This is a genomic window from Paucimonas lemoignei, assembly GCF_004342585.1.
GTDB lineage: Bacteria > Pseudomonadota > Gammaproteobacteria > Burkholderiales > Burkholderiaceae_D > Paucimonas > Paucimonas lemoignei.
Map to the genome: position 1 here is coordinate 1 of NZ_SLZQ01000019.1, position 25,258 is coordinate 25,258.

Here is a 25,258-nt window from a genome sequence, read left to right on the forward strand (position 1 = left end):
GGGCAGACCGGCAAGATCGTGGCGCCGCAGTTGTATATCGCGGTGGGTATTTCCGGCGCCATCCAGCATCTGGCCGGCATGAAGGATTCGAAGACCATCGTGGCGATTAACAAGGATCCGGAAGCCCCGATCTTCTCGGTAGCCGATTACGGCATCGTCGGCGACCTGTTCGAGATCGTGCCGCAGCTGGTCAAGGAATTGGGATAGCCAAACCTGACAATAAAACGAAAGCGCAATTTCTGTTGCTGCCAAATGCATGCATTCTGACAGCAACCTAACCTTGCATGGAAAGGAAATACTATGAGTGACTATACCGATATCCTGTACGAAGCACGCGATGGCGTGGCCCGCATCACCATCAACCGCCCGGAAAAATACAATGCGTTTCGCGGCAAGACTTGCGATGAAATGATCGATGCATTGAATCGAGCCGGCTGGGACAAATCGATCGGCGTGATTGTGCTGACCGGCATCGGCGAAAAGGCATTCTGCACCGGTGGCGATCAATCCGCGCATGATGGCGGGTATGACGGCCGCGGCATCATTGGCTTGCCGGTGGAGGAATTGCAGGGCTTAATTCGTGACGTGCCCAAGCCCGTCATTGCCCGTGTTAACGGCTATGCCATCGGCGGCGGCAATGTACTGGTGACCTGCTGCGACTTGGCAATCGCTTCAGAAAGCGCACAGTTTGGTCAGGTTGGCCCGAAGGTCGGCTCGGTCGACCCCGGCTTCGGCACAGCCTACTTGGCACGGGTGGTCGGCGAGAAAAAAGCACGGGAAATCTGGTATCTGTGCCGCCGTTACACAGCGAAACAAGCGCTGGAAATGGGCTTGGTTAATGCCGTGGTCCCGCCAGCCGAACTGGACGCGGAAGTAGAACGCTGGTGCATGGAAATCCTGGCCATGAGCCCGACCGCCATTGCCATTGCCAAACGCTCGCTCAACGCCGACAGCGACAATATTCGCGGCATCGGCGGTCTCGGCATGCAGGCGTTGAGCCTATACTACGGCACCGAAGAATCCCAGGAAGGCGTCAAAGCCTTTCTCGAAAAGCGAAAGCCGAATTTCCGCAAATTCTGATGGACCGGGCGCCGCATCAGGCGCCCTACCCAGCCTGACGTCCCACCTGCTACTCTGTTCACCATGCCCTCCGCCCGAGCTCTCATCGAACAATATGGCTTGCGTGAAGCGACAGAATACGATGCCGTTATCGTCGGTGGTGGTCCGGCTGGTTTGGCAGCCGCCATTCGCTTGAATAACTCGCAGCCCCAAAAGGCAAGGAAGTCTCAGTCTGTGTGCTGGAAAAAGGCGGCGAACTGGGAGTTCATATGCGGAACAACTGGTCGTCGACGAAAACTGCTGTTTCGCCATGCCCGCCAACATGTCGTTCCAGGATACGGCAGCAATGGGGCTACCTCATCGAACATTCTATTTCGCTCTGACCGCACACGGCATGTATTAGCCCGGGGAACAGGGTCTTGGTGCCTGAGACCGGAATCGAACCGGTACGCCCCCTCTCGGGTAAGCGGCGGATTTTAAGTCCTAAATATTTAGCACCACGCATCTGAAATCTCTTTTATTACAATGACTTATTACAATTCTCATGTGCACTAATGTGTGCAAATAACCTATTTCCCCATCTGTTTTAGAGCTCGTGTGCAAAATCTGTTCACGCGTTTAGCCAGCCTTGGCCGTTAAGTCGATAGTCGAGACGACATACACCAGCATCTTTGCAATATCTGAGCCAACTTCGAACACATCAGCCGGCCGCCACCCTTCGAGAATGGCATTTTCCTGACGCAGCCAACTCTGCCCCCTTGCTCAGGATCCGCCTGTGGCCGCCTTGGGACAGATTCGATGAAGAGTACATGTCAAAATGTACTGTCATTTCGAACGAAGTGAGAATCTCAGGCTGCATTGGAATCAGATGCCGCTGAGAACCCTTGCTAGCTCGAAATGACAGTACATTTTGTTAGACTTTTTTGGTAAGTTAAATCGACCGGTTGAATCCAAGACCCAAACCGGACCGTCGCCAGCGGCGCTTGTGCGATTGGCACAGACGTTCCAATCCAATCAACGGCGGGGGCGCAGCAGTCCTGACCTCAATTGACGAGGCGCTCCCGACAGGACTGCGGCACCGACGCCCCCGGCTCTGGCTCTAACTACTTCGGCCGCTTCCTGACGCATTCCGCCAAATACCGAGTATGAACGAAACTTTCGAGGTAAGAACGTAGGCCTATGCTCGCAGACAGAGGAACTGTCTCTGCTTGGCGGCGTAGGCATGCCTACAGAATAGACATTATGTACTAGCCACTTGTTCTTTCTATTTCAATGGCAGGACGTAACCTTTTACATCCTCCAGGAATGCCTTGCGTGCCTCGAGTGCTAACTCAAAAGCTCGCTGTTCGCCATATTTACGAATTGAGAATAATCGTTGTTTGTTTTTGCCTGATTCAGTCCGGCAGTAGGCCATCCAGGCTAGCCTTCTAACCGGCTTATCGTTGTTATTTCTAATTTCTCTATCGACGCGTATTACGCCTGGTATGCCCGACGCATTGGTGCTGGCCCTGACAATTTGCACCCAGTCTCGTTTTACCATGGGCAGATGGTTTTTTACGATTTGGTCCCGATACGCTTTGGCTGCCTCAAGCGATTTATCCTTGTCGCCGTACACATCGTCCCGGAAGGATTTGCGAAACGCCTCTCCTTGCCGTTGCAAGGTCACCCGCCATTGTGCATATTTCACGTTACGGCTGACTTCCTGGCGTCCAATCCCATAGAACTCATCCAAAGCTGGCAGGCTTGGGGTATCGTTATTGTCTTTTGTCAGGAGCGGCAGTGATGGCAGTCTAAGGTAATGCTTAATATAGCGGATGGACATTCCAATTTCTTCATGCAGCCGAAGAATCAAAGACGGACCAAACGCCAAATCTCCCTTTCTCAATTTGCATATGATCGGCGGTGCCACACATAGCCTAGCTGCCAAAGCCGCATCGTTTTTCAAGCCCAATTTGGTAATTGCTTCGTTAAGCAATTGATTACAATCGGCGGCCTTGCTTTGGACCTGATCAACAATTGGTCTTTGAGCCTTCATTGTGGATTTACTTGAGAAGTTAACTCTGAGGCTCTACGTCTTTTGTATTTGCCAGATACATCATGGGTGTAACGCTTTCCGATGTGCTAGATAAGCCCCTTTGGATGAAAGAACCAATGGGCAACCGGATTATCAAGATTCGCTCACTGCCAAGGAAACCGCCCCTCCAAATACGCCTTAAGTCTTCCAAAAGACTCATGTTGTATCAAAACTCTACTGAAAAATCGAAGCGCAGTTCACTTTTTCTTTTTTGCCTGCAGAGCGCTTGGTACATTGCTGAGGGAAATAGGTGTTCGTCTTCCTATCCAATTGATAGAGCACTTCCGTAGCCGGAAACCCTGGAGGCGGCGTATCGAGTGCCAGAAATTGGGTTGGCAAGCCGGTGGAATTCTCCTTTCGTATTTCACGTACGGTGCTGGCGTACGGAATGAATAGAATAGCGCACGCACGCTGAGATTTTTCGAGCCTTAACATGACCCTTGTAATATTGATTCCCGGCGTCTTATCAAAGACCCATTTATATTGATTGCTATTAGATGTCGCATCGATGATCTGAATATTGTCATCGTCCTTATAGTCGGGGCCGAAGACATTCACCATGTAATCATCCAAAGATGAATAACACTTGCCTACCGGTGAATCGGCCCAGATGCCGCCATTCTGATTTGTATCTGCACTTGCAGAAACCGCCAACAAAAGCAGAAGCGCGCCTGATAAATATTTAAGGTACTTGGCGATCATAATGAACAGTGCCATTCAGAGTATAGGGAATTTCCGTAGGCGGAAAAGTCTGACATAAAGATGGATTTTGTGGAGGGGTCAACGGAGGATAGGTGAATTGTACCGATCCTGCCAACGGCGGTGAGTCAAGCAGTACATCTGCGAGATACTTTGCAAATTGCTGCCGATGCGCATATCCATTACCGCCGCCATTAATCAACCAGCAGTTAAATGCGACGCTAGTTGGACTAAAGGAAAGATCAGCAACCCGGTTCATGTTTCTTGTGCCGCGGAAGGTCTTCGTAACCCAATAAAATCCACTCGACTCCGCCGCATGGGTCAAATTATTGCTTACGATAGCAGGATCATACCGAGGAGCCCACCGCATAACTTGGCCACCAGAATCAATCGCATGTGTTGAGGTTGCCGTTATTCTCGCATCTCCATAAACAGGATTAGCCTGATCGGGTATTGCCTTAAAGGCGCCATATTTCTTGTAATTGCCTGCCCAGGTAAGCTGCTTATAGCCGCGTCCGTAGAAAGCTCCATACAGGTGATTCGCCCCCGCTCCACCTTCATTCATCAAGGCCAACAAACCTGTTTCAATGTATATCTGTGCAAGAGCATGCACATACCTTTTGGGGCATGCGCCAAGATACTTCCGGAAAAACTCATTAAGATGTCTCGAGTGTGTCGTCGACCGTGTGTGAGCAGTATTCCAGTTGGTGACGCCTGAAAGACTCCTTCGAGGAATACACCGGGCAAACTCCGATACGCTCAGCCATCCACACTTTCTGAAATGCCGGATGAAAGCCTTGGGATGAAAATGCCAATGTGAGCTGGGGATTCCCAGATTGGCGCCTTGCCAAAAGCTCAGCGCCTCGAGATGGGATCTTAGCCTAGAAAAATCATCCTCGGTCAGCGGCTCGGGATTTTCTGCGGTAGAAGTTCTTAGCCAGCCCCAACGATGATCGAAACTGGCCGCATCCCATTCGGTAGGATATTTAGCAATGACATGTGCAAGTTTATCTTGTATAGGCACGTCACCAAGGCGAGCAGTGGCTTCCTGCGGCGTTATACGGCCATCATTGTTTGCATCTAGCAAAGTCCTAATCGTAGATGAGTCGCAACGACTGTCCTGATCTGCACTATCGTCCACAAGCTGCCAGCCTATCCAATGCGGGAAATCCGAATCACTAAATTTGCTGACATCTGCAGCGTTCAGATTTACCCAACCTTGCCCACCGGGATAGCGGATCTGCCGCCAATGCGGCGTATTTGCCGGGGTTAACTGGTCGGTACCAATTGTGCGACCGAAACGCAGTAACTCATATACAGCGCTTGGGCTGGGTACTTGCGGAGAATTAGCATTGCGATACGCCGTCACAATGCGGCCGGCCTCGGTATAAATACCGTACTCGCCATCATTTTCTTCCAGGACATCGCCGACCACCTCTCCGCTCACGTGGTACGTACGGAGATATGCGTCGCCACAATTGCCTGCGGCTCCATCGCCTGCCGCATACCGAAGGGAGACAAATAAGGGAGCTGCGGCCGTATAAGCAGCACCGACTGCGGGTTGCACTACATTAGCCGCAGGTCGTTGTGCGTAAATCAAGGACCCGGTCGGCAGGCGAAAGTGTATGTCCCCATATATAGCGTCGATCCGGCCATTTTGTGACAAATTTAGATCCCCGGCACTTCGCCCGACGAGCGACTGCACGTTAGTGTCATCGCACAGTATTTCGAAATGCAATAGATGCGGTTCGCCGTATATATGGCCGGCATCACCGATTTCGTCCTTCCGATAAATTGGACGGTTTTGCTGGACTGTTGGCCTGATAGCATGCAGATGCATGTAAACCGAGAAGAACGTTACGGTGGTGGCTACACCTTCCGCATTGACCCCGATTTCCGTGACGTGGCGGATAACAACGCATCCGTTGCTGGTCCAGACTGGTCTGCCACTGACATCGCCATAATTTAAGGGATGCTGTGGATCGTCATTGGGCGCGTCAGGCTGACGTACATACACTACAGTACCGTCTGCAATTGACCTTACCGGGAGACGTTGGCCGTCATTGCCTTGAGGCGCCTGCAAATGAATGCCGCCATGCCATCCGAGATTGAAACTGAGCGGGTATCTGCCATGACCCTGTGGATCACCAGGCATTGCGGCTTCCAGCCAGTCATCCTCGGACATGGCGGCAGTCCGTATCGGTAAGAACGGGGGGCTAATTAACATTGCGTTGGTTTTCCGGATTACTTAACGGGAAATTGGATAATTTTTCTTCAGCTTGAACTCGCCACGGGGCATTTGTGGCAAGGCGTAATTGAGCCTTGCCGGCCCGGTAAAGCTCTTGCTGGCAGCCTTGATTGAAATCTTCCCGGGGCAAGCAAACGTAATATTCCCGCCCTCGATCTTCAGCGATGCTCCACCTTCCGTGCACAGTTCAATACTCTTCGCCGCCGCAAAATCCACATGGCTATTGGCCGAGATCAGCCTCACCAGCTCCTTCGCCGCGAACGTCATGGTGTCGCTTTGCGCCTGCATGTCCACGTCGCCTTGTCCCGCGTAGAGCTTGATCCCCACATCGCCATCCCCGGCGCCCACCGCGCCCGCCAGCAAGCCAATCGCCTGACCGCTATGCACGCTCAGCGCTTCGCCCACTGCCACGTGCATATCCCTGCCACTGGCAAAATGCACCACTTCCCCTGCCGCCACATGCAGGCCATCTGATGCCGTCATGCCCAATCCCGCCTGCGCTGCCACGGTGACCAGGGGCGCGGTACTGTGCGGCACCTTGTCGCCGCTGCCATCTTCGCTGCCATCCAGCGCACTGACCTGGCCCGATACTTTCTTCAGCATGGCGGCAAGCGGAGGCTGTTTATCGTCCAGGCTGCTCTGGCTTGCCCCGCCGTTCAGGGTCTTGCTGCCCTTAGCCGCCACCATCTGCACGGTCTGATGCGTCTGTGCCGCCTGATTGAACGTATCCGCAAAACCTTGGATCTGCTTCAGCATGGCGACACCGGCCGCATTATCTCCGGCTGGTTCTGGTAGCCCACCGGGCGCGGTGCCGTAATAGGTGGAAAGCATCAAGCCTTTGCCGGCGCGGATGGCGCCGTAAGCATCGGTACGCAATTCCCAACCAGTACCACGGAAACTGCCGCGATAGTTATCCGCCTGGTGGATCAGGTGGCCGAGATTCAGTTGCGTGGCCGCAGTGTCGGTGGCCAACTGCGTACGTAAGCGCCCGGTGCTGTCGTCGAAGACCAGCTGATTGGCTTGACGGCCATAGCCATCAGTGCCCAGTGCGACGCTTTTGAATCCAGACAGGTAAGCGCCGTGCTTATGTTCTCCGGCAGCCGCGCCATGCCAGGCAGGGGAAGCACCAGCTCCTAGCTTGTTATCCTGTCCTGCTGAGGCATGGTCTTTCGCGCTGGCAAGGGCAGAAGCGTCATCCTGTCCCTGGCCGTTATACAAGACGCCATTGACGATGGGACGGTCGATATCGTTGCCAAAGAATTTCACTAGCACTTCCTGGCCGATGCGCGGAATGAATTGCGCGCCGTAGCCGGGACCGGCGTAGAGTTGAGTGACGCGCACCCAGCATGTATTGGACTCTTCCGTTTGCCAGTGAAAGCGGATGCGAACGCGGCCAAGATCATCGGTATGGACCGTGCCGGCATTGGCCGTGCTGCCGTCCGGACCAACAACAATCGCCGTCTGGCTGCCCAATGCTGTCGGTTTAGGATTTAGCAGTAACCCAGTTCCATCTAGCAGCGCCGGGCGCCAGATGACATCGGCGCGGATGGCGGTGAAGCGATTCGCGTAGCCTGATGTGTCTGCTTGTTTCAACAAAGTATCCCAGGCGGCTCGGTCCAGATACGTGGCGGCGATGGTACCGTCGTTCGGCCCCGCCTTGGCATGCTGTTCATGGCTGCCGCTGGACGCGACTGAGGAGCCATCTTCCCAGCCGAAGTCCGAAGGGAGAGAATCAGGCCATGCGGATGGCGCAGCAAAACCATCTTCGCGCCACTCTTGCGCAGGGCGCTGGCCGGGATAGGCAGGGGCCGGCCCCAGTCGGGCCGCCAGTTCTGCCTTCAATCCGGTCGGCAGATTGTTGACGCCGGCGTGCAATCCGCCCAGCAAGGCAAAACGGCGGTGCTTGGCTTCTTCGCTCTCGCCGTCTTGCCGGGGGAAAGGAGCTTCGGTGAGATCGAACACCGTGCCGGTGCGGAAAGAGCGCACCTTGCCCTGGCCGAACCAGGTCTTGGTGCGGCAATCCATGGCTTGGCGCAAGATACGCACGTAATGCTCGGCCTCATCCTGGCTGGCGAAGGGATACAAGCCCAGCCAGTCGGCGCTTTCCACGAAAGGGATATTCTTGTTGTCGTTCGGGTGCGCCGTGTGGGCGGAAGCGGCAATGACTCGCTTGGCCTTGTAATCCCATCCCGAGATAGTCGTGACTTCAGGCTGCGACACGCGTTCACAGCCGAGTTGCTGAATACTGTCCTGAGCTTCCACGGCGGCGTCGCGGTGAAAACGGATGCCGCGTCCGCCATTGGCATGCTGCGAGGAGTAGTCCTCAGCGAAGGCCGCCACTGAATCGGCAAACAAGACTAGGCGCTGCTTCGACAATGCGCCATCGTCCTCGTCTTCCTCGAAGGTAAAACCGATGCCTTCTTCGGCCAGGATGCGCGTGAGGAAGGCATAGTCGGACTCGCGGTACTGGCAGCAATAGCTACGAGGACGCAGGCTATCGATGAAGGATTGCGCTTCTGGCGTAATGCGCCAGTTGTTGCGCGGCGCATCGGCAGCCAGCACGGCTTCAATGATATGCAGGACAGTAGCATCTTGAAAGACGCGGGAAGTGCGGCGTTGCGTGGCGAGCCAAAGCCAGGGGACGATAGTGAGTCGATAGCGTGCCAGTCCACCGTCAGCACCGAGTTGGGCGACTTCCGAGACCCAGCCAGTGCGCCGGTTCCTGGTGCCATCGGCTAATGTTGTGAACAGGCTGACTTGCTGGGCGAGCAGGGTCTTGAGCTCGAGGTGACAATCGGTTGAGAGGCAGGTGACATGCCATTCGTAGAGAGAGGAGAGTTCCTCGCGGCCAACCCAGCTTTCCACCATGAGCTGATCGGAACCCAGGGCCGTATCGAGCTCATACAGGCGCGTGTCGGCGCTGAAGGCTGCAAGGTGCTCTGTGATGCTACCTACGCCTGGAATTGCCTCGGACATGGTTCTCTCTCTGCGAGGTTATCATTTTAACAACGCCGAGAACAATAAACCATTATTTACATATTTTCAACTTATTCTGAATTCGCTCTGATCAAAAAATGAGCCTGGGTACTAACGAAGCAATCTGAAAAACCTCCGACAAATTGTCGGAGGTTGAGATAGAACTATGTGCCCAGAGCTAAGTTGATGCCTTTAAATTAAATCCCACTGATGCTCGTCGTTCATTCGCTGAATGACCATATCTTTGATCGGCAAATCTTCCAACGAGCCATACCAGTCCGAAGGATCACTTCCCATCTGCACTGCCCTGCTTTCAAGCTTTCGAGTCATGCTGCGGCTCATACGGGCTTTAGTCGCCAGCTCCGGCCAGGGAATTAAGCTAGATTTTGGCACACCGTAGCGAAATACCCCCATACCTATCTCACGCAGCTCTTCCAAAGTCGCCTGGCGGCGGGCCTGCACGAGAAGCTTTAGCGCACTAGGCTCATACAGCTTATGAGCTGAGAACCATAAAATCGGCAGTTCTGGATAACTGACTCCGATTGCAGCTCTTTTTAATTTCCCGTCCTGTTGGATCAGAACGTATTTTTGGCCTGTGGTGAAGTGCCAAACCATATCTTCCATGTTGATTGTTTCCTTATTTGATTTACCTATCTATCAGTAGCGAGTGCTACGTCTTTTCCTGTATAGCGCTATGCTCGCAATTTCACGGCGGGTATTCAGCACTGATATATTCACTCTTGTTTCGACTCCAGCTTCTCCGCCGAAACAAAGGACGAGCCTGGTCCCGTTAGCCCAATCGTTGCAACGACGTACACACGCATTTTTGCGATGTCAGAGCCAGCTTCAAACACATCTATCGGCCGCCGCCCCTCCAGAATTTCATTTGGCTGACTCAACCAATGTTGCACCCATTGCTGGGGATCCGCCTGTCCAGCTTCGCGGGCTAGATTGTCGAAGGTATCCAACTCTTTTTCATTCATAGCGTAACGGCAGCGGCATCAACCGCGATGAGTAAGCACATCAGTCACATTACTCTATTGCAACAAGTAAAAATAGTAGAGCAATAAATGAATGTTTTGTCATGCGAGATTCTTTGCGAAAGATATATATAGCTATTTTGACAACATGCTACCTTCCCATTTTTGATCGAGAGAATATTATGAAAATACGGCACAGAAAGACGTCCCTTTATGCTCACTGTCACGTTAGGATCGGGCAACTCGGCCCTCTGGTCGTAACTCGCGCTGATCTTGAGTTGTTCCGGCAAATACTGAAGCAGGAGAAAGCGCTCCTACTTGTTGATCCCGCCTCCTAACCACGGCATAGCTCTACTAAGTTCTTTAAACTGGTAGACGTTGGAGCGATAGCGCCGTCATCGTTTTATCTTGCAGTATTTCAAGTAAATGGCATTGCCAAATATACTGTATTTATATACAGTTAACGGCATCATGCCGCCACCGATCTACAGCTTCCCCAATATTCTCGATCTGACTCTTCTCCAGGAGCCAGAACCTGTTTCATCCGAACCAATCCCTTGGCGCACTCGCTTTTTCAAACAACGCATTCCCGCCGGCTTTCCCTCCCCGGCAGCCGACTACACTGAAGACGGCCTGGATCTAAATGAATACCTGATTCCACACCGGGCATCGACCTTCATTTTTACTGTGGTCGGCATGTCGATGAAGAACGCAGGCATTCTGGATGGCGACAAGGTCACGGTTGATCGCGCTATCGAGCCAAGGCACGGGCACATCGTCATTGCCGCCATTAACAACGAATACACCATTAAGCGGCTGTATATGCGGGGTGGCGTTGTCGAGTTGCGATCCGAGAATCCGGACTTCGAGCCCATCCGGTTTTCCGACCTGGATGAATTGGCCATATGGGGCGTGGTTACTGGTGTATTGCGTCGCTTCCCGGTGTAGCCATGACAGCATCCGGCAAAGTCTACGCACTGGTCGATTGCAACAACTTCTATGTCTCTTGCGAGCGAGTCTTCAATCCCGCGCTGGAAGGCAGGCCAGTGGTCGTCTTATCGAACAATGATGGCTGCGCTGTAGCCCGATCCAATGAGGTCAAGGCACTAGGTGTGCCGATGGGAGCGCCATGGTTTCAGCTGAAGGACTTAGCCAAGCAGCATGGCATTGTTGCCCTATCCAGCAATTACACGCTGTATGCGGATATGAGCAACCGGGTGATGACGATACTGCGCGATTTCTCACCACATGTGGAGGTGTATTCCATTGATGAGAGCTTCCTGTGTCTGGATGGGCTGGCTGGTCTTTGGAAATCGTATGACGCACTAGGGCAAGCGATCCGGCAACGGGTACGACAATGGGTTGGCCTGCCGGTTTGCGTAGGCATAGCGCCGTCTAAGACTCTTTCCAAGCTAGCCAATCATCTGGCCAAGAAAAAGCCAGAGTTCAACGGCGTGTGCGATCTAACCACATTGACGGAAGCAGAGCTGTGTCGGTACTTTTCAGCGCTGGATGTAGGCAAGGTCTGGGGTGTCGGCAGGCAGATCGCCAAGCGGCTGTCGTACCTAGGCATCGATACCGTGCAGACATTGCGGGATGCTGAGCCAAAGCTGATGCGGCAGCATTTTGGCGTTGTAATGGAGCGTACCTGCAATGAGCTGCGCGGTCTGTCCTGCCTGTCGCTGGAAGAAGTCCTGCCGCCAAAGAAGCAAATCGTATCGTCCCGGTCGTTCGGCACGATGGTCACAAGGCCCGATGAGCTGCGGGAGGCTGTGTCGTCATACATGGCGCGTGCCGCAGAAAAGCTACGGCATGAGCGGTCAATCTGCGGTGCCATCCATGTGTTTGTGCAGACTAATCGATTCCGCCAGCAGGATGCGCAGTACCACAACGGCGTGACGATCCCATTGACTGAGGCGACCAGCGACACCCGGCGTATGACTGCAGCTGCGTTGTACGGCCTGCGGCGTATTTACCGGCCCGGATATAGCTATAAAAAGGCTGGTGTCATGTTGCTGGACCTGATTCCGGAAACCGTCCGGCAGGCATCATTGTTCCGTGAGCCAGACGAGCGGTCAGAGAAAGTTATGCAGGTGTTGGATGGGCTGAACCGAGACTATGGGCGCAATACGCTGTATTTGGCGTCCTGTGGCATCCAGCAGCGATGGTCAATGCTGGCTCAGAACCGTTCACCACGCTATACGACCAGATGGGATGAGCTGCCGACAGCCAAAGCCTGAGCAATTACGAGCACAATTTGCATCCCGATGGGTCTCGACGTGTCGCATCGGAGCTGTCCACTTCCAAACTTGGATTCAACCGGCCGGCGCAACGAGTTGAATGAATCGCTCAGCTGACGCTTGGTAGTTTAAGGTTTTCCTAGGCCGCTCATTGAGTTTTCTTGCCACGGCATTGAGCTGAGCTTGTGAGTATGCTGAAATGTCGCCCCGCCTTTTAGGGAAATACCGCCTCACCAGCCCATTGGTATTCTCATTGCCCCCCCCTGCCAGGGGCCGTGAAGATCACGGAAATATACGCTGATTTAAGTTATTTTTTATAGTTCGAATTTCCATTGGCAATTAAATGGCGCTCACGATTCCGTAACTAGAGATCCTTCAACAGTCAGGTGCAACGCTAATAGTAACCGGCACGAGTTCCGTCTTGTCGTCTTTGACGAGGACCTGGTTCACAGACAGTGTGCAAACTCGGCCTTCCCATGCAAAACCGGCTTCGTAGTCTTTTCCAGCTTCTGGCGTAAACGTGATCGCGCCGCTGCAGCTAGGGCTTACCGACTCATAGCGAATACCATTCGAGACATAGAACGACGATACATCACGAAAGCCCATGCGCATGCTAGTCGGTTTGCCAGCTGGGATTTCGTATTCGCGGTAATACGCTTTGGAAAGAAGGCCGTTTTTCTGGTCGAGGTTGCGTGTGGTGTCGGTTTCTGGAATTCCGAGGCTGGTATTGCTTACGGTGCCCGCAAAAGAGCTGAATGCGTTCCCCAAACCACCCGAGACTTTTTCGCCCTCGCTGCTCCAAAAGCTTTTCACACACGCGCTGTCTCGGAAGAGAACTGCCGATGCGCCGTTTTGGCCAAACATACGAATCCGTGCTGTGGTAGTTGTCTGAAGCGACGACGAACCGTTAGGTTGCTTAGAGTCTTCAGCATGGGCAGCAATGCCAAGAAAAGCGAGTGCAATGGGAATGAATGCTTTTGTTTTCACGATTAAAAAATATTTTGAATAGTCCAAAGCTTTTCAGCCAACACGGGCTCTATCGCACAGCCGCTTCGCCGAAGTAAACCTTCTGGCTAATTAACCATTTACAAACTCTGGTCGAGCAACATTCGGCATATCATCATAAGCTCTAAGAAGCACCTCAAAGGGAAGTAAAGTTTTATTGTGCTCCCAATGCACAAGCTTAAGCCAAGTTGCGGCACGAATATATTGTCCACGCCCTAGCCAATTTTCTTCAAGATTAGCTTGCAGCATATTCCGGCCGGCTTCAAACAGCGTTGCATCGTTAAATTTATAATTAAGTTTATTTAGACATAATATGTATGCAAACTCTCGAGGCTTTAACGTTCGCTTGAGGGACATAGTCTTTAGACCATAGTATTTCTCAAATTCAGCTACACCAACCTCATACTGTTCAGCTTGATAACAAAACGCCATATAGTCGTCTAGCCGATCCTTGGCAATAAGATTTTTCGGCCAAACATTCTGATCCTGCATTAGGGCTGCCTCATCAAACTGACGAACTTTATTCCAAATTTCCACCCTATTAAGTCCATCATTTATCCATAAACCAAGAGCTTTAGCCCAATGCAATGCCATGCGGTGAAAATTGCGTGACGTACCAAAATCCTCATCGTGAGAAATCGCCGTATCCAACCATTCAAGGCAGCGTGGAATGATAGGAGTCGCTTGAGTACCCAAACCAATTAAGCACGCCAAAATTACGTCCGAAATCCTGTTCTTTGCAATATTCCCCATTGGGGCGTCTTTTTCAAACTGTGTGTCCAAAATGAGTGCTAAACCGCACGTTTCGAAGAATTTGCGTTGTGGATGAGGGTCAAAAATCATGTTGCTTCCTAACAAGGCTTATTTCCGCAATATCTTACATGGACTGAATTTTTAGCACCGCCTGACCCAACGGTATTAGTGATGAAATTACCTTTATCCAAATTCTGTAAGGCTTGGATTTTAATTTGATCTGGAAGATCCGATGCACGTATAACATTCCGAGCCTCTTCAACTGCAGCCACATTTGTACTTGCGTTAGAAAATGTAGGTGATTGCTGAATCGAAGTTTGAGCACTACGGAATTTACTATCCCAAAGAGTGACCTCGCCAGATTTAGGGTTAATTGAAATAATGTCACTTCCATGAGCTCCAATTTTATCGCCCCACTTCACAACGATCTGACCTTGTCCAGCAACTTCATTGGCAAGTTTAATCTCTGCCTGATATCCAGTCATGTGTGAATAGGCTTGGTTTTCGGTTTTAGCCCCTTTTACAAAACTTGGAGAATATTCAAAACCTGCTGCAGGCGGAGGCAAAGTCGAGTCAAGCTCAACGCCATTAAATATTCTGGGGTTTACATTTTGGGCAGCACCACCTAAATTAGTATTAAATTTGGCCAAATTTTTAGCGACCTGCACAGTTCCATACCCTAGTGCCAATGCCTCCACTAATGCCTGTCCCTGTTTTTCCGAATCTTCACTTGTTAATCCTTGATAAAGATTTTTAGGCAGACCTGCCACGCCCTTAACAATGTTGATTGCAGTATCAGTAGCACCGTTCTCAATTACACTGTTAATCAATCCAACCGGGGCAGTTACTGGAGACAAGAGTAGATCGGTGACTCCTTTTGTTATCCCTTTATACAGTGAGCCGTTATTGCCAGCTTCACGCTCGGCATCTAACTTATTCAAGACCGCCAGCGTGCCGCAAGCCTGAACATCCGCCCCCTTGCTACCCGCACATAGGCGTTGCGCCAACTTTTTCAGCTCAATCTCTTTCGGATGTAGCCAATTGTTATCCGTTGCCGCAATGGCGCCATTGACCGCCGTCGCCCCATTTTCTGGTGAAACTACCGCTGCAATTCCTGCTACTAGACTCGCAACGAGGTTGCGTTTGTTTTCTTTATTAACATTGCTCTCGTTCGGATTTTCAGAAAACAGGTTAGTCAGGAAGCTGCTCGCTGCAGCACCAGCAGCACCCGCTCCGCAATTCTGGTTGCTGGCTGCTGCACCGGCACAGGCAACTATCGCATGCAACGCCGCGTGCTCCGGACTGCCTTCCTTCAGGACGCCTTCGCTCACCAGCTTGCCGATATACGTAGCGCCTTGTTGCTGCACATAGTTCACCATAGCAGCTTGCACAAATTGGCTACCCGATGCACTCACATTGCCGGAAGCCGCAGCCGCCAGTGCCGTGGCAACTTGGCGATACGTACCACCTGGCCCCCAGTTGTCCTCGATCTGCTTGGCTTCGACCAGCAACTGACGCCGTTGATCTAAGCTCAGATCCAGGTCAGGGTTTTCCGCTGCCTTTTTCTTGGCCTCGGCTTCGGCGGCGCTCAAACTGATATACGTGCCGACTTCCTTGGAAAAAGCGCTGACTACTTTGAGGCCTGCCTCGACAGATTCCTTGTCGAAGTTATTGGCAATCCGCCCGCTGGTATCCATGCCGGTCGCCACGTTGCGGTTGATGGCTGCGACCGTTTCTGCCACCGTCTGACCAGTCTTCACCAGTTGGCCCTGTTCATCCGTAATGGTGATATTGCCCGCCGAAATACCGCTTCGAGTCACGCTGCTATCGCTGCCGCTATCGAAAGCCACACCAGGCATGTTCATCTTGGCGCCGCTACTGGTGGCCACGTTCAACTGGTTGGAGCCGCCCGGGCCTTTGCCCTCGCCATTGGCTTTGGGATCCTTGCCATCTCCACCCGCAACGCTAAATCCGCCTGAAAGGCCGATGCCGCTGGCCTTGAACGTTGCATGGTTTTCTAGGTCGCTTTGCGTCAGGGTGCCTGTCACCAGGCTGTTCCGATTGGCCTCGACAGCTGCCTGCGTGCTGGCGATGACACCACCCTTCAGGTCGGTATTGCCCTTGACGCGGATATCGAACCCACCATCGCCGGCAGCTATGCCACTTTGCTCCTGCACGCTGGCATAGTCGCTATGGATTTTGTTTTTGTTGTAGCTGGCCGATACCGACGCGCCAAAGCCTACCGTAGCACTAACGCTGAGATTTTCATTTTTGCTGTCGAACTTGGCAGTGTCCTGCAAGCTTTCGATATTGAGATTACCGCCAATATCGGCAATGACTTGCTTGCCCGACGCCACCGCTCCTTTCAAGGTCGTGTCGCCGCCGCTGGCCAGAATCAGCGTATTCCCGGCATTAACATGGGTATTACGCTGGGTGACGCCACTTCCGTCTTCCTGACCGCGCCCCAAGCCCACGCTGGCGGTTACGCCGAACGCCATGCCGTTTGTGCCAGCGCTGGCTGCAATCCCGGCTGCCGCGTTCATGCTCTTGCTCTTGCTGTGTTGCTCCTCCAGGTCTTGCGCTGCCAACAGATCGATGCGATTGTCCGCTGCCAGTGTGACGTTTTTGCCGGCTGCCACATCGCTGCCCTGGATCGTGATATTGCTATCCTTGCCGGCACCAGTCGCAACAATGTTCAAATTATTGCCTGCGGCAACCGTGCTGCCGATGGCGTCGCTGGTGGTATGCGTCTGGGTCATTTCGCGTTCGCTATGACCATAGGTCAGACTGATACTGACGTTCACGCCATTCTGCGCGATATCCTGGGCAGCATTGGCCGCTGCCATAGCCGCAGTGGCTGCCGCCAGCGCCTTGGTGCGGGTGTTTTTCGCCCTGCTTGCAGCCTCTTCCATCTCTTGCATGGTTTGGATGGCATTGACTACTGAGCCGCCGATGGACAGGCTTAAGGCATCCTGTTCCATCTTAGTGACCAGCTTGCTTTGTGAAGTGTCGCGGCCTTCGTCAATGGTCACGCGCTTGGCGAGCATGTTGATATCCTGCGCCGCCGCCACATCACTGCCCGAGACGCGCAAACCGTCACCGGCTACCATGTTCAGGCTACCCTGGTTGGATCCGACCAAGCTGCGCTCCTGGCCGCTTTGTGTTGTGCCATCCTTATTCAACTCAGTCGTGGTGATACGCTGGCCATAGTTGATGCCGAAACCGCCACCGGACAAAAAGCCATTTTCTTGTACCTTGGTGAATTGCCGCTCCGTGCTTGTGGAGGTGGCAGCAGCAATGGTGAGGTTATTGCCCGCAGCCAGTGTCACATCGCCATCGCCAGCAACCGTGCTGCCGCGGACGGTCAAATCATTTCCTGCACGTACAGCAATCGTATCGCCGGAAACGCTGCTGCCTTCTGACTGAACCAATTGACGGCTGCTGGATTTTGTTGTGGCGACGCGGGTAAATATACCGTCACTCCTGACATAACTTTCATCAATAGCGGTATGACGGGTGGCCGCTTCCTGAATCGTTATGTCCTTGTCAGCTACCAGCGCTACGCTGCCTTTTTGTGCTGCGATATTGGCGCCGGTTAGCGTAATATTGCCCGCACCGTCTGAGTCATAACTTGTAGCGCGGACTGTGACGCTGTCGCCGGCCGTTACCGCACCACCAACTAGGGTTTCATTGTCACGTGCGTTCCGGCTATAACTCTTCTTACCGATGGTTTGTACATCATTTGTAGTGCGATCTTTTGCTGCTTCTATACTGACGTTACGCCCTTGGAGCAAGACATTGCCATTCCCGTCCGAACCAGCGTCTACAAAGGATCCCTTCAAGCTGAGGTCGTTAGCAGCAACCATGGTAATGCTGCTGCCTGCGGTAAGCATGGAGCCTTGATTACGGGTGGCCGCTTCGCTGATATAACCGGTGCGACCTTCCGTCGAGCGGCCGCTCTTGTCTTGTACATCCAATTGATATTCACCGGCGACTGTGGCGACTTTGATATCGCGCCCTGCCGCGGCAAAGATACTGTCGTCCGCTTTGACGGCTGCGCCCTCCGCCACGAGATCACGTACAGCTTGCATTTGCACATTGCCGCCCTGGACCGTAGCAATACGCTGCACGCTACTGCGAGTGCTGCTGCCATCGTTATTCGTCGTATCCATGGTCTGCGTCTGCAGCACGATATCGCGCCCTGCCAAGAGTGCGACGGTGGAGTTGGCACCTGTCCCCTGGATAACGCCGGAAAGGTTTTTCAAGTCATTGTTGGCGCGCATGAAAACATCCTGCCCGCTAATCCGGCCGCCCTGGTTCACCAGGTCATTGCCCGCTACTGCCGTGACCGTCTTGCCAGCAATCGTGCCGCTGTTGGTCAGATTACCCGACGTCTGAATCAGCACATCGTTGCCGGCAATGAGGGCACCATTGGATTGCAAATCCCCATTGGCCGGCCGGCGCAGATACACTTGCGGCACCAACACGTCCTGCGTTGAGCCATCCGCTAGTGTGACCGTGCGAGTCGTCAGCCACACGATATCAGTGGTCAGCAAGGCCATTTGCTCGGCCGTCAATGCCACTCCCGGCGTAAGCTGGTATTGCTTGGCAAAAGCCACCCCGCTATCCATCAAAGCCTTGTACTCATCTTCGGTATTGGTATAGCCAGCGAGGTAGCGGCGACCGGTCAGCGCCAGAATTTGGTCATTGACCAGTTGCTGCTCCATGAAGCCATCGCCATAGCGCTTTAATTGTCGCTCCGGATCGCGGTTCAAGGTTTGCAGGAAATAATCGGAGCTGATGAAGTTGCGGTAATTGGTAAAGCGCGGGTCGGTTTCGACCAAGTAGCGTGCACTGGGCTCGGCATGGATTACGAAGAGGCTGCTGTTGGGTACCGACAGAGTAGCCGGCGTCGTGGCAGCCAACGCCGCCTGGACCGAGCGTCCCGCGATGCCACGGTTATTGCCCACGGCGGCAGCAACGGCACTGGCAACGGTGGCGTCGGCCATGCCGGTGCCGTTAGCCAGTGTGCGGATAGCAGCTTGGTTACCTGCGTATTCTTGGTAAGTGACGGTCGGTAAATCGACCATCACCGAGACCGGTGCCGGGTTATACGGATTGACGTCATACCACTTACGCTTATGACCGCTGAAGCCGCTGGAAACGACTTCGGTAAATTGGGCGGTACCGCTGTAGTCAGTCCGTTCTTCTCCTTGTGTAGCCAGGTTGTTGACAGCCGGCCCCGTAATCGCCAAGGCGCCGCCGGCAACGATTTGGCTGTCACGATTGGTGACACTGCCCGTCAAACTCATGTTGCCGCCGGCAAGAATTTGACCCGGCGCCGTGCTTGTTACGACCGTACGGGTTTGGGTCGAATTAATCCTGTACCAGGTGTAATCCTCGAAATGGTCAACGCGGTTGTCTTCATTGACTTCTGCATTGTAGGCACTGACCACGGGATCAAGCTGGTTCAGCGTTGCCTGATATGCCGTGTTCCAGGAACTGTAGTCAGTGCGCCATTGATTGCAGGCTGGGCTATTGATTTGAAAGGTCTGCCCATAATTTGGGTCCGTGTAGCTACACCCCCCTGCCGGCTCGACCGGCGGGGGCGAATTGACTGGAGCGACACCAAATCGGGCGAACACCGGATCGTTCCAGGCGTAGCTCGCCTGTGTGGTACAAACCTGATTGAAGGTATTGGGATCGAGATGACAATCTTGAATAAATACTGGCGTGATAGCACTGCGCTGACCATACTTGTCCGGATGGACGATACAGCCGTTGTCGTCCTGCCCGCCGCCAATGCCATAACAATTAACCCCTGAATATTGCGTTGCACTGCCATTCGGCTGCACTCTTTCCTGATAAACCGGAGCGTCGGCGACCTGAGCCGTCGTCAGATTGTCATTACGGTTGAGGATAGTGGCCGAGCTGATCACCATATTGCCGGCTGACTCGATCTTGCTCGACGCATTGGTTAGGCTAGCCATGCTGCCTTGCGCCTGGCCATAGCCGTCAATCGTGCCGCCTATCGCCATGTCGCCCAGGCTATAAATCAGGCCGCCATTGGTATTGTTGAGCGTTTGCGCGCCGATCAACAAGGTGCCGCGCGCAGCAATGGCGCCCGTGCTGTCGTTGTTGATGGTATTGGCCTTGATGCGCAGCGTATCGCCATAAATGCGGCCGGTGTTATTGAGCGTGTTCGCATTCACGCGTGTATCCGTAGCATCGATCAAGCCGGTGCCCGTATTGGTCAGCGTGCCGCTCGCATTAAGAACGACATTCTGGCCACTGATCTCACCTGAATTGGTCAGGTTACCGGTATTGGCAGTTAACGTCTGGCCAGCTGTTAATGTCCCGCTGTTAGTGATGTTGTTCGCATTGATCGTCAAATCCTTTTGCGCGGACAGCAGGCTACTATTGCTGTAGTCGCCGTTGACGTTCAATGTCACGTTATTACTGGATGCAACCGTGCCGCCCAAGGTCTGACTGCTGGTCGTGATGGTCACTGCCTGATCGCCTACGATGCGGCCAGTAGCATTGGCCATGACTGCCGAGGCTAACGACATGTTGTTCTTCGCCGTGAGCGTGCCGCCAGCATTGTCGAGGGAACTGGCAGTTAGTGTGGCATCGTTTGAAGCCCGGATGGCCCCACCTTGGTTGCCGACCGTCGTTACAGTGGCCGTAATGTTGCGGCCGTCAATGGTACCGGCAGTGCCATTCTGCGCAGCGTTGTTGATGGTGGCAGCAGCAATGGCGACATCGCCGTTGGCGCCAATGGTGCCGGCCCGGTTGTCAAGTGTGCCAGTAGTTACACTGACATTACCGAGGGTGCTGATCTGCCCGCCTTGGTTGAACACATTCGCAGAAGACAGCGTGGCATTGCCGTTCGAAACGAGTTGCCCTGCTTGCCCATTGCTTGCACGGTTGTCCAGGTCGCCTGTGACGTTCAACGTCTGGTCGCTATTGCTGGCAATGAATCCAGCCTGGTTATTGAGACTGCCGGCATGGACAGTCAGCGTACCGCCCGCGATGATGCCGCCGGCATTCCCGCTATTAGAATTGGTCAGCGCCTGACCATGGGTATTGAGCTGCGTATTGCCGACAGATTGCAATAGGCCACCCTGATTGGAAAGTGCCTGGGTGGACAAGGCAAGCGTGCCGCCCGCGACGACTTGGCCGCCATCGTTTGTCCATGTCCCGGTCGTTGCCGTGATGTTTTGTCCGGTGATCAGGCCATTTTGATTAGAGGTATTCGCTGCAGCTATCGTGGTATCGCTCGCCGCTTGCAGCTTACCGCTGTCGTTGACGAGCTGATCGTTGCCAGTATTGAGGTGCAACTGGCCGTTAATGGAAGCGGCAGTGCCACTCGTATTATCCAAGCGCGCGCTGGAGATCGACAAGTCGCCATTAGCGACGATCTGGCCGCCAGCGGTATTGGTCAGGGCCGCCCCCTGGGTATTCAGGGCTAGGCCACCGCCGCTGGCGATTGTGCCGGCGCGATTGCGGATTTCCCCGGTTTGCAATGCCAGCGCCTGGGAGCCGGTCACTTGACCTTGCGTATTGTCGAGCAAGCCAGTACCTAACTGGACACTGGCTGCCTGCTGGGCGCTCACGATACCCGATTGATTATTGAGCGTCGTAGCGGCCAGCGCTAGACTGCCATTGCTGACGATTTTTCCCTGCGTATTCTTCACGCTACCGGCAGTGGCAATCGTCACAGCATTGTCGCTACCGATCTGACCAGCAGTATTGTCGATGCTGCCTGTTTGAACAGCAACGCCCTGGTCGGCGACGAGCATACCGCTACGGTTATCGAGCGTGGCAGACTGGATGCTGGCTTGGCCGCCGCTGTAGATGATACCGCTGTTGGTGACCGTTCCGGTCGTGATCATGGCTACACCGGCGCCATTGCGCTGGGCGATTGTGCCACCATTGACAAGTGACGCGCTGTCCAATGCCAGTGCATCGTGCGAATCTATCGTACCGCTATTGCTCAGATTGCCGGTGGCGGCAATCGTGGTTTTGCCTTCACTTTGCGTCTGGCCATTCAAAGCGATATTGCCACCATTGATTTTGAGATCTTGCTTGGCGTACGTATCTTTCAGGGTTAAATCGCCATTGGCAGACAGTACGAGATTACCCTGCAATGCCGCCATCCGGCCAGTGCTATTGACCCCGATCCCGAGTTCGTTAGAAACGAGATAAATTTGGTTGGCATACATGCCGCCCAGGTCTTTGATATCAATCGCAAAGCTCGGCGCGGGACCAGAGCCAGCCTGCGCAGCCGCTTGCAAAGTACCATACAGCACTTGATTGGCGCCGGCGATGGCGTTGAGGTTTTTTGCCCAGACTTCGCCTTCAATGACGATGCCGCGCGCAATCAGATCCAGCTGTTCAAGGTTAGTCGCATTCAGGCCATTGCCCCCAACCGTGACTTGCCCCTGGCGCACGTCGAAACCGCGAATCGAGCCATCGGTATTGAACTGTGTCTGGCCAGTCGTCAGGCTAGCGCGCCCCGTATTCAAAAAACCGCAGCCGTCGCAGGTAATACCGTTCGGATTGGCGACGACGATATTGGCGCGCTGTCCAGCAACTTCGATGGTGCCGCGCAGCTGCGATGGATTAGCGCCGACCACTTCATTCAAGATGATGCGCGCCGGCGTAGGACCAAGCTGCAGGTTCCCGGTAATCCAGCCACCCTGCTGGGTTTGAACAGCTGTTGCGCTGTTATTGAGAATGGCGCCGTTCGTGCCGACGTTGAACTGATTGTACTGGTTACGCGAGACGCCGCCGGCGCTGGGCGGAGCAATGTGCACGATTGGCACCCCGTTTTGCGCCGCATCCATAATCGGCCGTTGCCCGGCTGGCGCATTCGCACTCGGCGTAATCTGAGCAACCGCCGGAATGGCAAGCAGCGTTCCCTGACATAGCAATAGTGTCGCCATTGCCCGTGCAACATGACGCACCCAGGGACGCGCGGCTGGCTGTACATAAACCGGCACGGCATTGCCTGCCGCAGCTTGCTGAGCGATGACTGATAGCGGTTGGACTTGGCTTGGCTTCTTCATATTGTTTCCAGGTACGTCAGGCAATGGTGGAAGTCGGATCAGAATGCGTAGGTCAGCGACAGGTACGGTGACCAAGAACGAGTGCGGAAACCTACCGGCTTGTAGATCGGCGCGCCCAGCGACAGGTCAAATTGCAATTGCTGCCACTGGCCACGCAAGCCGACGGCAGTGCCAGCCAGCTTGTCGCCAACCAGAAGCGCCGTACTAGGTCCCCATACCCGGCCAAAATCGAGCCCGAGGTAAGCGACGGCAACGAGGTTGTCCATCAACTTGACCGGTATTGAGAGATCGTTGCGAATGAAATAGCCGCTTTCGGCAAGCAAAACGTTGTCGCCGTCAAAACCGCGTACCGTGAAACGGTTACCGATAGCGATCTGGTCAACCGAAAGGGTTTGGTCTGGCGTGTATTGCGCACGGATGCTGGCGCTATATTGCAGCGGAGTGCTACCGATCTTGAAAGGTTTGCTAAAAGATCCCGTCAGGATAGTAATGTCTGGACGCAGCGTCAGGCCGCCGCTGGATGACGAAGGCAAATCGTCCTGCGCATCGCGCCAATTGACGCCATGGCGATATCCCAGTTCGAAGTCGAGGCTGGCGTCACCGATTAATTGCTTGTAAGTAATGCCGGTCTCGACGCTGGATGTCCGCCGGCGCTGTACAACCAACTCGACATCGTCAAGAAAACTGTTAGCGCGCCGAGTGGCAAGCGCCGTATAGAAGCCGGCCTTGGTTGCGCTGGTGCGTACTACAGTGCGATGCCACTTGATTTCATCGTTGACGCCAGTGCCGCTGGAGAGAAACTGCACAGTTGTTCCAGCAACAGTTTGGGCAAAGCGGCTATAGCTCTTACTATAAGAGAAGGTGTTATAGCCCCATGGAATACTGTAATTGAACGAGGCGCTTTGGCTACGGTGATTTGCCGCCAGGTTTTCTGCGTTCGTGTTTGCCGATATGGATATGATATCGTTCAAGCCCAGCAGATTGTCCAAGGACAGATAACCGGAAAGCTGCGTCAAGCCCAACGTGCGGCTGCCGGAGTTATCAATCGTCACACCTCCTCGCACATGCTCCCATACCGTACCGGATTGGCGCAGGATGACGACGTTACTGGTATCAGGGTTAGCCCCAGGTTCCAGTTCGGTTGCCACATTTTGGCTAGGCAACCGCTTCATCTGCTCGACGCCCTGCTCCAGATCACGCACATTGAGCACGTCACCTTCAGCGACCGGAAAGGCATTGCGCCAAGTACCCCAACCATCGTCCTGCGGTTTATCCTTCTCGGCCTTGCGCATAGTGATCTGCGCCACGCGTCCGACATGCAATTGCATGGTCAGAATGCCATCGTTGAGATTTTGCTGCGGCAGCGTCACGCGTGAAGTGACATAACCGAGTTCAATCAACTTGGCATCCAGCGCGGCGGCGATGTGCCGCAAGCCGGCGACACCGACACATTGCCCTAGATAGGGCGACGCGCTATCGGCCAGCCAACCGAAACGCACGGCGTCTGGCCCGATGAGTTCCACGCCTTGAATCACAAAGCACGGCTGCTCGACGGGAAGCCTGGTGGGTACGATGATTGGCGCCTGTGGCTGCAGCACATCCGCCTTTGGCTGAATCTGCTGCTGCTGTTCACGGGTACGCTCTTCTTGGCGCCGCAATCCTTCTTCTGTCACCTGGGCCGGCGAGAGCGGGACAGTTTGGGCCAAGATAGACGGCGCCACACTGACTAGGCACACGAGGGCCGCCGTGATCGCCATCTGTCGCCGGGTCGCAGTAGGTTGCAAAATCAGTCGGCAAAACGGGGGCCGACAAGGCCAAAAGATGCTTGTCAATTTATCCACATTTAATAATGATAGCGCGAAAGCTTTTTCACGCTAAAGCACCAGAACGGTGTTTTTATGAACGAAAGAGGTGCTCGTACTTTTACAGGCAATAGGTACAAAGATTGGCAAGAACCTTCTATTAAAAAACCTATCGTTGCCTTCCCATTCCCCCTGCAGTTTCTTTAATTACAATGAGGAAATAATAGCAGTGAGGAAAAAAAAGACCGAACGTTCAGAGTTGAAAATGTCGTTTTTCTGAGTGTTTTTAATGACTTACGGAAACTTATTAACAATTCTTCACAAGTGAGAAATTATGGTATGCAGTGGCTG

The 25,258-nt window shown here is 53.7% G+C and carries 14 protein-coding genes and 2 pseudogenes; 5 read left to right on the forward strand and 11 right to left on the reverse strand.

Translation table 11 applies throughout. The annotated features are described in order from the left end of the window. From EDC30_RS18430 to EDC30_RS18440, 3 genes and pseudogenes are all read left to right on the forward strand, one after another. A partial coding sequence (locus EDC30_RS18430) for an electron transfer flavoprotein subunit alpha/FixB family protein (protein WP_207907258.1) occupies positions 1–207 on the forward strand: 207 nt, incomplete at its 5' end. A gap of 93 nt (positions 208–300) precedes the next feature. Beyond that, positions 301–1,080, forward strand: coding sequence for a 2-ketocyclohexanecarboxyl-CoA hydrolase (gene badI, locus EDC30_RS18435; RefSeq protein WP_132260336.1), 780 nt, complete (start codon positions 301–303; stop codon positions 1,078–1,080). A gap of 63 nt (positions 1,081–1,143) precedes the next feature. Beyond that, positions 1,144–1,329: pseudogene (locus EDC30_RS18440) on the forward strand (NAD(P)-binding protein); the annotation flags it as partial. Between the two features lie 994 nt (positions 1,330–2,323). Here EDC30_RS18440 and EDC30_RS18445 read toward each other — a convergent pair. The 6 genes from EDC30_RS18445 to EDC30_RS18470 form a co-directional block, all read right to left on the reverse strand. Then, positions 2,324–3,094 (reverse strand): AP2 domain-containing protein, encoded by a 771-nt coding sequence (locus tag EDC30_RS18445; protein WP_132260337.1) that lies wholly within the window; start codon positions 3,092–3,094, stop codon positions 2,324–2,326. Between the two features lie 213 nt (positions 3,095–3,307). Then, positions 3,308–3,835 carry a hypothetical protein gene (locus tag EDC30_RS18450; RefSeq protein WP_165973880.1) on the reverse strand — a complete coding sequence of 176 codons (528 nt, stop codon included), beginning with the start codon at positions 3,833–3,835 and terminating at the stop codon, positions 3,308–3,310. After that, positions 3,816–6,017, reverse strand: coding sequence for a M23 family metallopeptidase (locus tag EDC30_RS18455; RefSeq protein WP_165973881.1), 2,202 nt, complete (start codon positions 6,015–6,017; stop codon positions 3,816–3,818). Before EDC30_RS18455 ends, EDC30_RS18450 begins: the two co-directional genes overlap by 20 nt. A gap of 63 nt (positions 6,018–6,080) precedes the next feature. Continuing rightward, positions 6,081–9,056 (reverse strand): type VI secretion system Vgr family protein, encoded by a 2,976-nt coding sequence (locus EDC30_RS18460; RefSeq protein WP_132260340.1) that lies wholly within the window; start codon positions 9,054–9,056, stop codon positions 6,081–6,083. Between the two features lie 192 nt (positions 9,057–9,248). Further along, on the reverse strand, positions 9,249–9,680 hold the full coding sequence (locus tag EDC30_RS18465; protein WP_132260341.1) for a hypothetical protein: 432 nt from the start codon (positions 9,678–9,680) through the stop codon (positions 9,249–9,251). Positions 9,681–9,790: 110 nt separating this feature from the next. Continuing rightward, a complete protein-coding gene (locus EDC30_RS18470; RefSeq protein ID WP_132260342.1) occupies positions 9,791–10,039 on the reverse strand; it encodes an antitoxin Xre/MbcA/ParS toxin-binding domain-containing protein in 249 nt (82 codons plus the stop codon). A 423-nt stretch (positions 10,040–10,462) separates the two neighbouring features. On the opposite strand from EDC30_RS18470, the gene EDC30_RS18475 reads away from it, so the two are divergent. Beyond that, entirely contained in the window at positions 10,463–10,984 is a 522-nt protein-coding gene (locus EDC30_RS18475; protein ID WP_243656862.1) for a LexA family protein, read from the forward strand. Between the two features lie 2 nt (positions 10,985–10,986). Beyond that, positions 10,987–12,276, forward strand: a complete 1,290-nt coding sequence (locus EDC30_RS18480; RefSeq protein WP_132260344.1) for a Y-family DNA polymerase — start codon at positions 10,987–10,989, stop codon at positions 12,274–12,276. 75 nt (positions 12,277–12,351) lie between these two features. On the opposite strand, the pseudogene EDC30_RS18485 reads toward EDC30_RS18480, so the two are convergent. From EDC30_RS18485 to EDC30_RS18505, 5 genes and pseudogenes are all read right to left on the reverse strand, one after another. After that, positions 12,352–12,578 (reverse strand): annotated as a pseudogene (locus tag EDC30_RS18485) (transposase); the annotation flags it as partial. A gap of 73 nt (positions 12,579–12,651) precedes the next feature. Next, the gene (locus tag EDC30_RS18490; RefSeq protein ID WP_165973882.1) at positions 12,652–13,290 is read right to left on the reverse strand and encodes a hypothetical protein; all 639 of its coding nucleotides are present in this window, start codon (positions 13,288–13,290) and stop codon (positions 12,652–12,654) included. Positions 13,291–13,353: 63 nt separating this feature from the next. Then, positions 13,354–14,124, reverse strand: a complete 771-nt coding sequence (locus EDC30_RS18495) for a hypothetical protein (protein WP_132260346.1) — start codon at positions 14,122–14,124, stop codon at positions 13,354–13,356. 8 nt (positions 14,125–14,132) lie between these two features. After that, complete coding sequence (locus tag EDC30_RS18500; protein ID WP_132260347.1) at positions 14,133–23,105, reverse strand: two-partner secretion domain-containing protein; 8,973 nt, start codon at positions 23,103–23,105, stop codon at positions 14,133–14,135. Positions 23,106–23,143: 38 nt separating this feature from the next. Continuing rightward, positions 23,144–24,811, reverse strand: a complete 1,668-nt coding sequence (locus EDC30_RS18505) for a ShlB/FhaC/HecB family hemolysin secretion/activation protein (protein ID WP_243656863.1) — start codon at positions 24,809–24,811, stop codon at positions 23,144–23,146. Between the last annotated feature and the right edge of the window lie 447 nt (positions 24,812–25,258).

Bases quoted from the DNA above. Each gene is read 5' to 3' on its own strand.
- EDC30_RS18465 (WP_132260341.1), bottom strand. From the start codon at position 9,680: ATGGAAGATATGGTTTGGCACTTCACCACAGGCCAAAAATACGTTCTG.
- EDC30_RS18450 (WP_165973880.1), bottom strand. From the start codon at position 3,835: ATGATCGCCAAGTACCTTAAATATTTATCAGGCGCGCTTCTGCTTTTG.
- EDC30_RS18475 (WP_243656862.1), top strand. From the start codon at position 10,463: ATGGCATTGCCAAATATACTGTATTTATATACAGTTAACGGCATCATG.
- EDC30_RS18470 (WP_132260342.1), bottom strand. From the start codon at position 10,039: ATGAATGAAAAAGAGTTGGATACCTTCGACAATCTAGCCCGCGAAGCT.
- EDC30_RS18495 (WP_132260346.1), bottom strand. From the start codon at position 14,124: ATGATTTTTGACCCTCATCCACAACGCAAATTCTTCGAAACGTGCGGT.
- EDC30_RS18500 (WP_132260347.1), bottom strand. From the start codon at position 23,105: ATGAAGAAGCCAAGCCAAGTCCAACCGCTATCAGTCATCGCTCAGCAA.
- EDC30_RS18445 (WP_132260337.1), bottom strand. From the start codon at position 3,094: ATGAAGGCTCAAAGACCAATTGTTGATCAGGTCCAAAGCAAGGCCGCC.
- EDC30_RS18480 (WP_132260344.1), top strand. From the start codon at position 10,987: ATGACAGCATCCGGCAAAGTCTACGCACTGGTCGATTGCAACAACTTC.
- badI (WP_132260336.1), top strand. From the start codon at position 301: ATGAGTGACTATACCGATATCCTGTACGAAGCACGCGATGGCGTGGCC.
- EDC30_RS18460 (WP_132260340.1), bottom strand. From the start codon at position 9,056: ATGTCCGAGGCAATTCCAGGCGTAGGTAGCATCACAGAGCACCTTGCA.
- EDC30_RS18455 (WP_165973881.1), bottom strand. From the start codon at position 6,017: ATGTCCGAGGATGACTGGCTGGAAGCCGCAATGCCTGGTGATCCACAG.